Source organism: Candidatus Afararchaeum irisae (genome assembly GCA_034190545.1).
Lineage (GTDB): Archaea > Halobacteriota > Halobacteria > Halobacteriales > Afararchaeaceae > Afararchaeum > Afararchaeum irisae.
The window spans coordinates 25,039-39,046 of record JAXIOF010000116.1 but is presented as its reverse complement, the minus strand read 5'-3'; the positions used below and the strand labels follow the sequence as shown (position 1 = coordinate 39,046).

Below are 14,008 nucleotides of genomic sequence, written 5' to 3'. Positions count from 1 at the left end.
GACGGAGATACTGCAAACCGATGTTCTTGGAAGCGTTGTAGTCGGCGTGGTTCTCGTACCCACACTGCCGACAATCGAACGACTCCCCGTTCCGGTTATCGTCGTGGGTAAACCCACACGTCGAGCAACGCTTCGACGTATTTCGCGGGTCAACTTGGACGGCTTCGACGCCGTGTTCTTTGGCTTTGTATTCGACGTACTCGTAGAGGCGGCGGAACGCCCAGTCGTGTTGCCACGACGCCTCAGGGATGTTCTCCCGAATGTGGGTCAAATCCTCGAATACGATGTGCGAACAGTTGTTATCGACCGCCTCCTCGATAAGTTCGTTCGCCACCGTGTGCAGGTATATCTCGAACCGCCCGTACTCTTTCTGCCCGACGCTCTCGATGTTTTCGTGGGCGTGACGCGAGCCACACTGCTGGAGCGAGGCCCGACGCTTCTCGTACTCTCGTCGCCAGTGATTGAACTCGTCTGCCGACCAGAACCGTCCAGTCGAAGCAACGGCGAGGTTGTTGACGCCCAAATCCACACCAAGGACTGTTCTGTGCTTGGACTCGGATTCAGACGCTTCGTCGTCTGCTTCGACTTTTCGCATTGAGGCGTGGAGATACCAGTCACCGTCACGGTACTGCAAGTTCGCCATTCGAAACTCGAAATCCTCGTCGGAGACGTACTTCGTCGGAGGTTTCTCCGAGTTGTCAGGGAGAATGTAGTCGCACTCGACGCGCCCGTCTACGGTCGAAAGAGAAACGTGGTCGCGGTGGAACGTCGCACTCCGCTTGTCATAGACCGCGCTATCGGCAGAAAAGTACGGTTGCGACGTGTTCTCGCCACGTTCGAGACGAGAGACTCCGCTTTTGACGGCTTCGACTGCCCTGCGAATCCCTTTCTGGACGAGGTTCGCGGTGAGGTCGGTTTCGTCGCGCAAGTCGTCGTAAAGCGCGTCTTCGGCTTTGGCTTTCGAAGTGACATGGTATCCGTCGTCTCCGTGCCAGCACCAGTCGCTCGCGGTGTTGGCGCAGTGTTTGAACTGCTCGACCGTCTCTCGAAGGGAAGCGTCGGCTCCTTCGGGTGTGTCGAGTTTGATGACGGCGGTGCGACGGTATTCTACTGTGGTTTCACATATATGGCTGGTGTTACTTATATGTCTGGGAGTCGGCCTGCCATCGTAGCGTGGTTTGTGGCATCAGGTGTCGGCTTCCTCCCCGACCTCAAGGGTCGTTCGCAAATCTTCGATTTGCGCGCACACGAATTCGAAGAATTCGGGACGGGGGCATCCGCCTCGTACCGCCTGTGAGAAAGCTCAACGAGTACGGCGTCGACTACGACTCACGTTTCGTGAGACCCATGCACAGCTACAGAAACGTCGTTAAGAGAGTCGCCAACACGCGTCTCATCCCCGTGCTCGTCGAGGCGGATTCGGGAGTCGTGATAGCCGAGAGCGACAACATAGTACAGTACCTCGACGACAGGTACGGAGGTGAGACAAATGCTTGACTTCGACGTGGTCGAACTCCCCGAGACCGACAGGATAGAAGAAGGAGAGACTGCGCCCGACTTCACGCGTCCTCTCGTCAACGACGAGTACTGGGAGGACACCTCTTTGTCGGAGGTCGTCGAGGAGTCCGACGACGGCGTCGTGGTTGTCTTCCATCCGATGGACGGCTCGTTCCCCGCTATATACATCTGGAACGAGATCCAAGAGAGAGGCTGGGCAGACGAAGCCGAGGTCGTCGGTGTCTCGATCTCAACGCCGTACGAGCACATAAAGTTCATAGACGACAACGACCTCGACGCGCGTCTCTTCTCCGACCCTTCGAACGAGATCGCAGAGGAGTACGGCGTCGTACACGACCTCGACGGAATGGAAGGAGTAGAAGAGCCACGTCCAGCCGTCTTCGTCTTAGACGACGAGATGACTGTCGAGCACGCCTGGGTCGCGTCGGAGTGGCCCGAGTTCCCCGACTACGACGAGGTGGAGGAGTCTACGTCTCTGTCTCTATCTCTACCCGAGTGAGATCCTCCTTTTCGAGACAGTAGGGACACGTGAAGTCGTCGACACCGGTCTCGTCGGGCATGCCGTAGGTATAATGGAGCTCGAACATGTCGAGTTCACAGTCGTCGTTCTCACATCTCACCTCTAGGGTTGCTGGCATATACGCGTCTTGTGACTCTAACTCGAAAACGGTTTTCGTTGTCCCCTCTAACCCAAGACCATGTCTACGTCTATGGTAGAAGTCCGTGCTCCCGCTACCTCGGCAAATCTGGGAAGCGGCTTCGATGTCTTCGGTATCGCACTCGACAAGCCCGCCGACATACTCCGGGTCGAGAAGGCGGACGAGACGAGCATAGAGGTCAGAGGCGCGGGATCGAGCTTCATACCCGAGGACCCCAAGAAGAACACAGCAGGTGAGGTCGCAAGACAGCTTGGGGTCTCGGCACGTATAGAGATCGACAAGGGTGTACGTCCGAGCAGCGGTCTCGGGTCGAGCGCGGCGTCGGCGGCGGGGGTCGCTGTCGCACTCGACGACCTCTACGGTCTCGACCTCTCCGACGACGAGCTTATCGAGGCGGCGGCACAGGGCGAGAAGGTCGTGAGCGGCGAGGCGCATAAGGACAACGTCGCTCCGTGTATAAAGGGCGGCTTCTCGGTCTCAGACCCCGACAACGGAACTCAGTCGTTCGAGACGGATTTCCACTGTGTCGTAGCAGTCCCCGAGGTCGTCGTGAGTACGAGGGACGCGCGCGACGCGCTTCCGTCTTCTGTGTCTCTCAGAGAGAGATCCAAGACTGTAGCGAACGCGTCGAAGGTAGTCGCAGGCGTCTTAGAGGACGACATACGGCTTATAGCGAGCGGGATGTGTGACCCCGTGGTCGAAGACGCGAGGTCGCCTCTGATAGACGGATACGACGCCGCGAGCCAGAAGGCGATGAAGGCGGGCGCGGAGGCGGTGACCATAAGCGGGGCAGGACCGTCTCTTCTCGGGGTCTGTGACAAGGACGTCAAGTCAGACGTAGCGGAGGCTTTCGTCGAGGGGTTCTGGGAGGAGGGTGTCGAGTCACGCGCGTACCAGGCACGTGTCGGAGAGGGGGTTCAGGTACTCAAACGCAGCTAGTCGATCTCCTCCATCACCCTGTCGTGGAACTCCTCTAAGACCTTCGACTTGTCCTCGGCGAGGACGACGTCGCTCGCAGCGAGTGACGCGATTCCGAAAGCCATCGGCGTCGGACTCTCGGGCTCGATTCCGACGACATCCACGTCGCCGTCGTGTATCTCGCCGAGTATGTCCTGTATGTGGTCTATGTCGAGCTTGTCCTCGGTGACCTCCCTGTAGGTCTCCTCTAATACGACGAAACCGTCGAGATCCTCGGCGTAATGTATCAGCATGTCGGAGGAGACCTGCTGTCTCTTAGCGCTCTTGGTGTTGCCCTTGTAGTTCTTGAGTATCATCAGCGAACGCGTCGCGTTTATACGGAAGTACCGTTTGAGTAGCTCGCTTCCGTCGAGTGCGTCCCTGAGTATCTCTTCGGCGTTGTCGGGATTCACGGAGTCTATGACGTCGTAGACGTCGATCTTCCGGTTCATAGGCATCGAGACAGCGAAGCCGTTGTCTGCGACCGAGATCTTGACGTTGGTCTCTATGCGGCGTGAAGCCTCGTGGGCGACTATCCGTGAGAGACCGTCGTTGAACTTCCTCCCGTAGTTCGAGTGGAAGTAGTAATGACGTCTCCCGGCGTCTGTGTCTACGACCTGTTCGACGACGAAACGTTCGTCGGTCGAGACGCTGAGTTCGCTCGCGTAACGTAGCTGTTCGTCGAATATACGGAGTATGCTCTCGACCGAGTTCGGGTCAATGGGGTACGACGAGAGCCAGTCGCGCGCGTCAGCGTCTTCGTCGTGTAGGCGTTCGACAGTCTGGCGTTTGAACCTGAGTATCTCACGTCCGAGGTCGTACGACAGCGGAAGACGCTCGGAGAACCACGAAGGGACTGTCGGCGAGGCAGTCGTGGGATCGACGTAGACCTTCGATCCCCTGCGGTACTTGAACTCGTAGTTCTGTCCTCCCAGAACGAAGACGTCGCCCTTGTCGAGGTTGTCGAGGTACCCCTCGTCGAGGTCGCCGACCCACTCGTCGGTTCCTCTCACGAAGACGTCGATCGTGAACGAGTCGGGTATAGTGCCTATGTTGGTCATGTAGATGACACGCGCCATCTTTCCGCGTTTGCCTATCACCGTGGTGCCGTCATCGTTCTCGTCCCTCCAGACCTTGGCGTATATCGAGCGGTCTTCCATCCCCTCGTAGTCGGCAGTGAGGTACCTCATCAGAGACTCCCAGTCGTCACGTTTGTAGTTGCGGTAGGGGTATGCCCTTCTTACCGTCTCGACGACCTCGCGCTCGGGGCGGACTGAGTTGATCGCCATTCCGTAGACGTGCTGAGCGAGGACGTCCTGTGGCTTCTCGGGAACGAAGACGCGGTCGACGAAGCCCTCCTCCGCCTTCTTGAGCATCACCGCACACTCTACGAGTTCGTCGCGGTCGAGTGCTATCACACGTCCCTCGACTGTCTCTCCGAGGGAGTGTCCCGCCCTTCCTATGCGCTGAAGGAGACCCGCTACCGACTTCGGCGAGCCGACCTGAACGACTAAGTCGAGATGGGGCATGTCGACGCCGAGTTCGAGAGACGTAGACGAGGTCACGAAGTCGATGTCGCCCGACTTAAGATCCTCCTCGATCTGTTTTCTCCCCTCCTTTCCGACCGAGCCGTGGTGGCAGCCCGAGTTCGAGTCGTCGTAGACGTCGAACCTGTCACGTAGGTTGTGCAGAACCCTCTCCGCGCCCGACCGCGTATTCGTGAATATCAGAGTGTTGTCGTGATCCTGTACCATCGAGTGTAGCTGTTGGTAGAAGGCGTCCTGTATCTCGTCGTTGGGTGTGTGTATGAGGTCGTCGGTCGGACACCGGAGCTGTATGTCGAAGTCACGTACGAAACGTGTGTCGACGACGGTCGAATCGCGCGGTTCGCCTCCCGCCTCGTCGTATCCCACGAGGAAGTCGGCGATGTCTTCGAGAGGCTCGACTGTCGCCGAACAGCCTATACGTGTCGGTGAAGTCTCACACAGGTTTTCGAGACGTTCGAGAGAGACAGAGAGATGGACGCCCCGCTTGTTGTCGGCGAGCGAATGTATCTCGTCGACTATGACGTACTCGACAGTCCTGAGCTTCTCACGGAACTTGGGCGAGTTGAGGAGTATCCCGAGGGTCTCTGGGGTCGTGTTGAGGATATGGGGAGTCTCGTCGAGCATCTTCTGACGCTCGTAGTCGCTCGTGTCTCCGTGGCGTATAGCGTGGCGTATCTCGGCGGGGTCGTGTCCGTTCTCACGCGCGACCTCGTCTATGCCCTCAAGAGGAACTTCGAGGTTCCGATGTATGTCGTTGGCGAGGCTCTTGAGGGGCGAGACGTAGAGACAGTAGACCGAGTTTTCGAGTTCGTCTTCCTTGCTCTTCCTGAATAGCTCGTTTATGATCGATGTAAAGGAGGCGAGAGTGTTGTGTAGGTACATCCCTCCCGAACCACCGACGAAGTTGTGGAGATCCGGGACGTTGAGATCGATTATCTCGCCGTCGTAGTCGACGGTCTCCTTCTCCGTGACTTCGAGCCAGACAACGTTCGAGTCACGCATCTCCCCCACAGTTTCCTCAAGGTCGGGGTCTGTGCCGTCGGGGGGAGAGTCGAGAGCCGAATCCAGCTTGTCCAAGCCTCTCTGTGTTATGTATCCCGAGCCGTCGCCTACTGCGTGTCTCTCGGCTGAGGCTGTGTTGGGATGGCGTATGTCGAACTCAGAGACGAGACGCCGGAGACTCTGCTTCCGTCTGACGGTTAAGGTCGTGTACTCCCTCTTCTCCATCCCGGAGTTAGTGGCGCGTTTCGAGACAGTTCGGCGTGACGCGAGTATCCCGAACGACATCAGGAGGTAGTTGATCTGTTCTATCTTCATCTCGTTAGCCTGTGTCAGACGTACCTCGTCGTTTCTGACCTCGGCTTCGAGTGAGAGGAAGGTCGAGACGAAAGCCCTCTTGACGTCTCTCGGAGCGTTGAGAATCCAGTCGGGTAGATCGACTTCCCTTCCCTCTCCCGTGTCTATGTCTAGGAGCTCTGAGAAGAAGACAGCGAAAGCCGAGTCGTTTACTGCGTAGTCCTTAGAGCTACCCTCCTTGAGTTCGAAGACGACACCGAACCTCTCCTCCGCAGTACGTCTTACCTCTTCGAGAAGATCGGTTCTCTTACTCTGGGAGACAGATACCATGCCGCTCCTGTCGTAGTCGCCTATGAACCCCTCGGCGAGGACGAAAGCAGCGAGTCTCGCGACCTCGGCGTCTACCGTCTCGGGGTACTCGAACCTCGAAACAGCACCGTTGTTCATCACGACGGCAACCTCCGTCTCACCCAGAGGCTCGAACCTCTCCTCTATCAGTCTCAGAAGACCCAGGTCATCGTCGTCAAAGCTCTCAGGTGACGTGACACGTCTGTGTACGGTAGCAGGACTCACTGAGAGAGTCTCGGCAGCCTCGGTAATAGTAAGGCGCGCGAGACACAGGAGACGTCTCAGATCCTTCTCAGATAAGTCGGAGACTCCATCGGCTTCCCGCAGACGTATTTTGAGACTCTCCGACTCGTCAGACGTGACGGCGTCTTCGAATCTCTGTCTGAGCTTTCGGACGGCGGTTTCGAGGTGGGGTGTCTGTGTCTCCTCTGGTAGATCTATACGCCTCGGGACACCGATCCTGTCCCCTTCATCGACCTCCTCGGCTCGTCTCCACTCGGAGCCGTCGCGGGTCTCGACGAGAAGAGGATGGTCGGGTGTTAGCTCGACCTCCCTTCCATAGACGGTCTTGAGCCGGTATACGTCTCCCGAGTAGGTCTCGGAGTAGACGAGTGCGTCCTTCGTCTCTATCTCGCCGTCGTCTGTGAGAGAGTAGGAGCTTATGCTACTCGTGTGTAGCTCACCGTCGTGGTCGACGTCGGCTACCTTAGTCTCGGTCTTGTCGAGGAGATCCGAGGCTCTGAGTACCCGGCTCTCACCGTCTTCGTCTACTAAGAGTGGGGTATCGGGAGTAACACATTTTCCGCTGCCCGTCGGCGACGCTATGAGTGCGTTCTCCCCCTCGTGTATCAGGGGGACAGCTTCCTTCTGGGGCGGTGTGAAGTAGCCGTTGTTGATATCTGTGTACTCGCCGAACTCGTCGACCCACCAGTCCCTTACTGAGGGCTCTAGGAGTTCGAGGACGTGGGCGTCGTCGATCTGACCGTCGGCGTCGGCGTCAACGTCTGTGTCGGCGTCGACACGGCTGTCTTCTGTCTGTTTCTGGGAGTGAGAAGGGGAGGAGTCGGAGATATTATCACCGTAAAGAAACAAGGTCTGGAGGAGTTAAGACGGTTACGGATGGCAGACAGACTCGTATGTGTAGCGATGGAGGAGGAAGCCGAGGCGGTCTTAGGAGAAAGAGAAGCCGAAGCCGTCGACGAGGTGCTCGGACGTCCGGTCTACTCGTGTGGCGACAGCCTGGTCGTCGTAACGGGAATAGGGAGGAGTAACGCCGCGGCGTCGGTAACGTTGGCTCTCGAAAGGTACGACATCGAGAAGGTCGTAGACGCAGGTATAGGCGGTGCCTTCCGAGACACGGCTGTCGAGGTCGGCGACGTAGTTATGGGAACGCGTGCAGTACACGCCGACCTGGGTCTCACAAGCGACGAGTTCCACGGCATGGAAGACCTCGGTTTCGAGACAGCACCGGGGAGATACAACGAGTACGACCTCTCGCCCGTCAACGTCGAGACAGACGGATCGGGAGCCGTAGCCACCGTCTCGTCAGTCTCGGCGAACGACAGGACTGCGCGCGAGATACGTGAGAGGACGGGCGCGGTCGTCGAGGACATGGAGACCGCCGGTGTCGCACAGGTCTGTTACCTCAGAGACGTCGAAGTCTCGGCGGTGATCGCGGTCTCGAACTACACGGGCGACGGAGGGGAGTGGGACTTCGAGAAGGGGCTCGACGCCCTGAGCGACGCAGTAGACGAGATCATCTAAAACTAAAACTAGAAGAAGTCGTCGAGACTCGTCTGGAGCCCCGAGACCATAGTCGACTTACGTCTGAGACGGTCGGTCGAGACGGGGAGACGCGAGACAACCTTATCTATTGCTTCGGGGAAGGTCTCAGCGACTCCGCTCTCGTCCTCGAAAGCATTCCGGACGCTCTCACGTATCTGCCAGACTCCGACGGGAGCCCAGTAATCGTCGGTGACCTCACGTATTACGAGACATTTTGCCTGTCGTCCGACCGACCGGAGATAGTCGAGAGCCCCGATGCGTGAGGCGTAGTACGCCCCCGCGGTCTCGTCGACGTAGGTCGTCCTTCCGTCGTATCCCTCGTGTGCGCTCGCCATGTAGACGTCTCCGTCGGGGGACGGGTTCCAGATACTCCCGGGACTCTTTATCTCGACTAGCTCGAACTCCCACTGCCCCGGCGAGAGTATCACCCAGTAACGGTTTCCCATGTAGGTGTTCTCCCAGACATACGTGGAGTCGACCGACGGGTTGGTCTTGATCTCGTGTCGTATGTGGCTGCCGACGGCGTCGTCGACCGCGGTTATCGACCATCTCGTAGGGACGAGCTTCCTCTCGTCAGACTGCCCGAGAGCACCCGCCGAGAGTATGTCGTCTATCTCGTAGACGTCGAAGCCCTTGTCGTAGAGATACGTCATCGCGTCCTCCGCCTTCCAGTCGTCGTCTCCGAATACCTTCTCGACGCTTCGGGGCACGTGAGGGTTCTCGGTAAGCTCCGCCTCGTCGGCTGTCGCTCTGGGTCCTGTGGGAGTCGCAATCTGGTCGAGTGAGACATCGAAGTCGGGGGTGTCGTCGAGCTGTATCTCGACATCGACGGGACGGTCGGCGAGTGCGACCTCCTGCTGTACGTCGACGAATCCGCCTCTCGCCTCTACGTCGAGTCTGGTGTCGGAGTTGAGGAGTCCGGTGCGGTACTGAAGGACGTTGTCGATACCCAGACCGCGTTCGTACCAGTCCTGACTCTCGGAGAACTCCGAGGCGTCTTCTTCCTCGGCGACCGGAGAGAGGAGACCCGCCGAGACACGCGGGTAGTTCGACCTGCCGACGAATACCGAAGGAGACGTGCTTCCGAAGAGCGAGCCGCTCTGTTCTACCTCCTCGAAACGGTTCTTCGACTCGGTGAGGTAGTCGAGGATCTCGTACGACTTCTCTTTGGCGAGTCTCCGTCTCTCGTAGGACTCGTCGGAGTCGATCTCTATCTCTATGTAGTCGTCGAGTCGCAATCTACTTTCCCAGACGAGCCGCGTTACCTTTAGTTTTAGTGTTAGTGCTGCATAACGCAGGTCAAGTATGGAGCTAAGTCGGCTGGGTCTCGAAGTCAAGTATCTGAGGAGGGCAAGGGGGTTCTACACGAACCTGGGTCTCGAAGTCGACGACGAGACCGACCGAGCCGTGAGTCTCGACGCGGGGGGTACCGAAGTCGTACTGAGGAGACCGTCGGGTCTTCCGAGAGGAGGAGTACACACGCATTTCGCACTCTCGACTCCGACAGAGGAGTACGGATCGTGGCTGTCACGTCTCTTAGACCTCGGACTCTCGGTCTCGGAGTACTCCTTCGGCGAGGCGAAGTCAGCCTACTTCTACGACCCCGACGGGCACTGTGTCGAGATAGGAGCGAAAGACAGCGAGGGAGAGGGAATAACCGGTATATTCGAGGTCGTCCTCGAAGTCGAAGACCTCGAAAGGTCGGAGGAGTTCTACGAGTCGCTCGGCATGGAGGTCTACGACAGAGGTGACGTGCGGCGGAGGCTTCGTCTCGACGCGGGGGGATTCGACCTCGAACTCTGGGAGCCACATCTCGGAATCGCCGACGCGAGAGGCGGTGTACACGTCGAGATGGGTATAGAGGTCGAGAGCCTCGACGGGCTCGAAGAGACAGAAGAGAAGGCTTGTTGGGTCTCCGAAAACTCAGATGGCTCTGTGGTTATACGTGACCCCGACGGACATTACCTACGTCTGTCCGAAGTCTGATACGAGACTCTCGACGTACTTGGCTATGACGTCGACCTCGATGTTGACGCTGTCCCCGACTTCTTTCTCCGAGAGATTTGTGAGGTCGTGTGTCGTGGGTATCACAGCGACGGTGAAGCTCTCCTCTTCGACTTCGGCGACTGTGAGGCTTATTCCGTCCAATGAGACCGATCCCTTCGAGACTATGTAATCCGAGTAGTCGTCGGGAAGAGCGAAGTCGTACTCCCAGTCGTCACCTACGCGTCTCACATCGGTTACCTGGGTCGTCGTGTCGACGTGTCCCTGTACGAAATGTCCGTCGAGTCTGTCGTCGGCGCGGAGTGCACGTTCTAGGTTGACGACGTCGCCCTCGGAGAGGTCTCCGAGATAGGTCTTCTCGACGGTCTCCTGCGCGAGGAAGACCTCGAACCACGAGTCTCCGTACTCCTCGACAGTGAGACAGACGCCGCTCACGCTTATGCTCGCGCCCTCCTCGACGTCTCCGAGAACCTCGTCGCCACGTATTCTGATACGCACGCCGTCATCGGTCTCGTCGACGTGTTGTATCTCGCCCGTCTCCTCTATTATTCCCGTGAACATAATATAGATTCAGGAACCCGCAGTATTTGAAGACGTCTATTGAACAGAGACTTGGGGATCGGGAACGTATTTGAAGACATGAGAGTAGGCATCATAAGCGACGTCCACGGTAACGCTCCCGCACTCGAATCGGTGCTCCGAGACATGGAAGTCGACTGTGACTGTGTGATACACGCAGGAGACGTAGTCGGATACAACCCCTACCCGACTGAGGTGATCGACGTCTTCAGGGAGAGAGGGGTGGAGTCGATAAAGGGCAACCACGACCGCGCCGTAGCCGGTGGGTCGTCTTTCGGCTTCCACTCAGTAGCGGGACGTGCAGTCGACTGGACACGCGACAGACTCTCCGACGACGACCTCGAGTACATCGAGTCACTTCCCGTCGAGAAAGACATCGAGAACGACGGTGTTAGTATACATATCGCACACGGTGCCCCCGACGCCCCTGACAGGTACACGAGACCCCACGAGTTCTCGCCCAGACTGATAGGGGACGAGGACGTTCTCGTACTCGGACACACACACGTACAGCACTCAGAGACCTTCGACGAAGGTACCATAGTCAACCCGGGGAGCGTGGGACAGCCACGTGACGGAGACCCGCGGGCGGCGTACGCCGTACTCGACACCGAGGAGTTCGAGGTCGATCTGAGACGTGTCGAGTATCCGATAGAAGAGGTCGACGAGAGGATAGAAGACGTGGGTCTGCCTCAGGAACTAGGAGACCGCCTCTACGAGGGGCGGTGAGTAATACTAAAACGCAGAGGCATTAGACTGTATCAAACGAGTTGATTACGTCGCTCGTCGAGTAAGTGTCGACTAAGTCCTGTCTGTCGAAGTCAGAGTCATCGCTCCAGATAGCAGCATTTCTTTCGATCGCGCAGGCTAAGTAGAGCACATCGTCCGGGTCGGTATCTCCGATTGCTTCTTTCGCTGTCTCAATCGACTGATAGAATTCGTCAGCAGGAGTCGTCTCGATGTACCGGAACAGGAGATCCATGAACTGTTCTACTCGATCCGGTTCCATGCCCGACTTCACTGCAATCATGTCTTCGTAATTCTCGACTTCGTCGTGGACAAACTCAGGTGTCAGGAGATCGGGTTCGAGTGTGACGATGAGTTCACGTGTCTTTGAATCGGCGATAAGTGCAGAGATAACAACATTGGCGTCGATAACCAGCTTCATCTTTCGAGTCTACACTAAGTCCTTGTCGGCGCGATTACGTCCGGATTCGTTGATCTTCTCGGCGATCTCCTGAACGTCAGTTTCGGTAAGCTCGCTCTCACTTGTGAGTTCGTCCATTACTTCAAGTGTCTCTACTTTCTCCTGTATGGCTTGGCGTGTTACCTCACTCCAGTTGATCTCGGGATGCTCTTCCATTCGCTCTTTGAGGTCGGCGTCTACGTTGACCGTGATGCTGGGCATACAGAAAAGTATGTATACACAGAATATTGTGTCTTTGGGTGGGTTTGCGCAAAGCAGTTACGTTACTGGATCTACGAGACCGCCTCTACGAGGGGCGGTGAGTAATACTAAAGCACGATATTGTCATTAGGTGAACACCGCTCTAGCTCCTTGGTTGACAACCTATACCAAACATATATGTAGTTCTAAATAGTAGTATAGACTGTGATGTCGGACAGAATGAACAACCAACCTAAGGATCTGAAAAAAGAGAGTGCTGCCGCTCTATTTTACGTTCATCACGACCACGAGCATTTCAAGGAATGCCTTGACGACTTCATGTGTGCACGTCTGGTTTCATACTGACAGATAGGGTAATCTGACTTTTTGTGAACTGAAATCTTGGTTCCATGGATGTTTTTTTAAGGCTTTAGAGGAGGTTACCCAGGCAGTCCGTCTTCAATTTCTTCCCGTTCGAAATACAGCAACTCTATTACTATAATCGTACTGAAAATACCCGCAACAAAGATTAACATATGGATCTTAGTCGTATAGAGATGCCATATTAGAAGAACCAAAGCCGAAAACGCCCCAAGTACTCCGAATGCAGGGATGAGCTTCATAGCACCAGAGAGGTCAATCTTAGCCACAACTATCGTGTTTACTACTCCAAACAGACCAATAAACACAACAGACGCGAACGTGGTTATCTCCTCTAGAGTCCCTATGAATGTAAATAATGCAGATAAAGATCCTACTATAAGTAGGCTTCTGGAGGGGACTCCTTTACAGTTCCTGAAGGAAAATATCTGGGGGAGTTTTTTGTCAGTCGCAATCTTATCTGCGAGCTTAGCTGTTCCAAAGAGGGTGGCGTTAATTGCTGAAGCCGTCGAAAAGATCGCAGCAACACTCACCAGCCACGTAAAGACAGTCCGTGCCAGAGAGTTCTCAAACACTTTTGAGGCAGCAAAAGCTAAGACAGTCTCTTTGTGGTTTATTATCTGTTCTGGAGAGACGAGACTAGTAGTCACAGCGGACACTAAGACGTATATCAGGGTCGAGATTCCGACTGAGTAAAGTATGCCTTTCTTGAGTGTTGGAATACCTCCTTTGGTCTCAGAGATCTCATAGGTGAGTAGCTGGAATCCCTCAAACGACACGAATATGGCACCTATAGCAGTGATGGGTGACGTAACTCCCTTGTTGAACAGTCCACCCTGGAAAAATGACAGCGATGGACGGGTTACAACTGCCCATATCCCGGTTAGTATAAAAAGGGAGAGGACTGCAATCTTGCCATAGACAAGTATATCCTCCGAACTCCCTGACTTCTCGACCCCAGACAGATTTACCGCCACGAACAGGAAGATAACTCCTACTGAGATAGCTCCTCTAGCGAGAGGGGACTCCATGCCGATGAGACCCGACGTGAATGAACCGAACGCATAGGCATACATTGCCATTGTTCCTATATAGCCAACTATGAGCATCCATCCAACCATTCCGGCTATGTCCGTGTTTGAGAGATAGTACTCTAAAAAAGTAAACGATCCACCCTCTTCTTCGAGTTCAGCAGTTATTTTTGAATAAGAGTAGCCCGACGCTAGTGCTATTAGACCAGCAACGAAGTAAGACAGAAACGCCGCATTCCCGGCGAGTCTGGCAGCTACACCAAGTACTGCGAAGATTCCCCCGCCGATTATACCTCCAAGTCCCATGGCGACTATCTCTTTCAGACCTAGCTCTTTACCCATGTGTCTACTCTACTAGTATCCCCCAATAATAAGTTTAGTTATCCATCTCATATCCAACTACTGATCCTTATGGGAGAGTCAAAAACTTGGAACACAAATAGTTTCTACGAGTAGAATACAAGAAATAACATATACCCAGTATTCTTAGAGACATCTGTATCCCAGTCTTGCTCT

14 protein-coding genes are annotated in these 14,008 nt (G+C 55.8%); 6 read left to right on the top strand and 8 right to left on the bottom strand.

Annotation, left to right across the window (positions count from 1 at the left end):
- Positions 1-1,126: transposase (locus SV253_10415; protein MDY6776463.1), on the bottom strand; the 1,126-nt coding region annotated here is incomplete at its 3' end.
- 167 nt (positions 1,127-1,293) lie between these two features.
- Here SV253_10415 and SV253_10410 point away from each other — a divergent pair.
- Together SV253_10410 and SV253_10405 are read left to right on the top strand one after the other, a co-directional pair.
- Positions 1,294-1,497: a glutathione S-transferase N-terminal domain-containing protein gene (locus SV253_10410; protein ID MDY6776462.1), complete on the top strand. Its 204-nt coding sequence runs from the start codon at positions 1,294-1,296 to the stop codon at positions 1,495-1,497.
- Positions 1,490-2,017 carry a redoxin domain-containing protein gene (locus tag SV253_10405; protein ID MDY6776461.1) on the top strand — a complete coding sequence of 176 codons (528 nt, stop codon included), beginning with the start codon at positions 1,490-1,492 and terminating at the stop codon, positions 2,015-2,017. The genes SV253_10410 and SV253_10405 overlap by 8 nt, the downstream gene beginning before the upstream one ends.
- Here the strand turns inward: SV253_10405 and SV253_10400 are convergent.
- The gene (locus SV253_10400) at positions 1,986-2,156 is read right to left on the bottom strand and encodes a hypothetical protein (protein MDY6776460.1); all 171 of its coding nucleotides are present in this window, start codon (positions 2,154-2,156) and stop codon (positions 1,986-1,988) included. The genes SV253_10405 and SV253_10400 overlap by 32 nt on opposite strands.
- Positions 2,157-2,228: 72 nt before the next feature.
- Here SV253_10400 and SV253_10395 point away from each other — a divergent pair, with 72 nt between their 5' ends.
- Positions 2,229-3,116: a homoserine kinase gene (locus SV253_10395; protein MDY6776459.1), complete on the top strand. Its 888-nt coding sequence runs from the start codon at positions 2,229-2,231 to the stop codon at positions 3,114-3,116.
- Here the strand turns inward: SV253_10395 and SV253_10390 are convergent.
- Entirely contained in the window at positions 3,113-7,417 is a 4,305-nt protein-coding gene (locus tag SV253_10390; GenBank protein ID MDY6776458.1) for an ATP-dependent helicase, read from the bottom strand. The genes SV253_10395 and SV253_10390 overlap by 4 nt on opposite strands.
- 27 nt (positions 7,418-7,444) lie before the next feature.
- Here SV253_10390 and mqnB point away from each other — a divergent pair, with 27 nt between their 5' ends.
- A complete protein-coding gene (gene mqnB, locus SV253_10385) occupies positions 7,445-8,089 on the top strand; it encodes a futalosine hydrolase (protein MDY6776457.1) in 645 nt (214 codons plus the stop codon).
- Positions 8,090-8,097: 8 nt separating this feature from the next.
- Here the strand turns inward: mqnB and SV253_10380 are convergent, their stop codons facing one another.
- Entirely contained in the window at positions 8,098-9,348 is a 1,251-nt protein-coding gene (locus tag SV253_10380) for an Nre family DNA repair protein (protein MDY6776456.1), read from the bottom strand.
- Between the two features lie 67 nt (positions 9,349-9,415).
- Here SV253_10380 and SV253_10375 point away from each other — a divergent pair, with 67 nt between their 5' ends.
- Positions 9,416-10,096, top strand: coding sequence for a VOC family protein (locus SV253_10375; protein ID MDY6776455.1), 681 nt, complete (start codon positions 9,416-9,418; stop codon positions 10,094-10,096).
- On the opposite strand, the gene SV253_10370 is transcribed toward SV253_10375, so the two are convergent.
- Positions 10,076-10,675: a riboflavin synthase gene (locus SV253_10370; GenBank protein ID MDY6776454.1), complete on the bottom strand. Its 600-nt coding sequence runs from the start codon at positions 10,673-10,675 to the stop codon at positions 10,076-10,078. The genes SV253_10375 and SV253_10370 overlap by 21 nt on opposite strands.
- Before the next feature lie 78 nt (positions 10,676-10,753).
- Here SV253_10370 and SV253_10365 point away from each other — a divergent pair, with 78 nt between their 5' ends.
- Positions 10,754-11,422, top strand: coding sequence for a metallophosphoesterase family protein (locus SV253_10365; GenBank protein ID MDY6776453.1), 669 nt, complete (start codon positions 10,754-10,756; stop codon positions 11,420-11,422).
- Between the two features lie 22 nt (positions 11,423-11,444).
- On the opposite strand, the gene SV253_10360 is transcribed toward SV253_10365, so the two are convergent.
- From SV253_10360 to SV253_10350, 3 genes are all read right to left on the bottom strand, one after another.
- Positions 11,445-11,861, bottom strand: a complete 417-nt coding sequence (locus tag SV253_10360; protein ID MDY6776452.1) for a PIN domain-containing protein — start codon at positions 11,859-11,861, stop codon at positions 11,445-11,447.
- Between the two features lie 9 nt (positions 11,862-11,870).
- A complete protein-coding gene (locus SV253_10355; protein MDY6776451.1) occupies positions 11,871-12,101 on the bottom strand; it encodes a hypothetical protein in 231 nt (76 codons plus the stop codon).
- Between the two features lie 419 nt (positions 12,102-12,520).
- The gene (locus tag SV253_10350) at positions 12,521-13,834 is read right to left on the bottom strand and encodes an APC family permease (protein ID MDY6776450.1); all 1,314 of its coding nucleotides are present in this window, start codon (positions 13,832-13,834) and stop codon (positions 12,521-12,523) included.
- Positions 13,835-14,008: the final 174 nt, after the last annotated feature.

Coding starts and splice junctions, on each gene's coding strand:
- SV253_10350 (MDY6776450.1), bottom strand. CDS start 13,834: ATGGGTAAAGAGCTAGGTCTGAAAGAGATAGTCGCCATGGGACTTGGA.
- mqnB (MDY6776457.1), top strand. CDS start 7,445: ATGGCAGACAGACTCGTATGTGTAGCGATGGAGGAGGAAGCCGAGGCG.
- SV253_10405 (MDY6776461.1), top strand. CDS start 1,490: ATGCTTGACTTCGACGTGGTCGAACTCCCCGAGACCGACAGGATAGAA.
- SV253_10400 (MDY6776460.1), bottom strand. CDS start 2,156: ATGCCAGCAACCCTAGAGGTGAGATGTGAGAACGACGACTGTGAACTC.
- SV253_10360 (MDY6776452.1), bottom strand. CDS start 11,861: ATGAAGCTGGTTATCGACGCCAATGTTGTTATCTCTGCACTTATCGCC.
- SV253_10365 (MDY6776453.1), top strand. CDS start 10,754: ATGAGAGTAGGCATCATAAGCGACGTCCACGGTAACGCTCCCGCACTC.
- SV253_10355 (MDY6776451.1), bottom strand. CDS start 12,101: ATGCCCAGCATCACGGTCAACGTAGACGCCGACCTCAAAGAGCGAATG.
- SV253_10375 (MDY6776455.1), top strand. CDS start 9,416: ATGGAGCTAAGTCGGCTGGGTCTCGAAGTCAAGTATCTGAGGAGGGCA.
- SV253_10395 (MDY6776459.1), top strand. CDS start 2,229: ATGGTAGAAGTCCGTGCTCCCGCTACCTCGGCAAATCTGGGAAGCGGC.
- SV253_10370 (MDY6776454.1), bottom strand. CDS start 10,675: ATGTTCACGGGAATAATAGAGGAGACGGGCGAGATACAACACGTCGAC.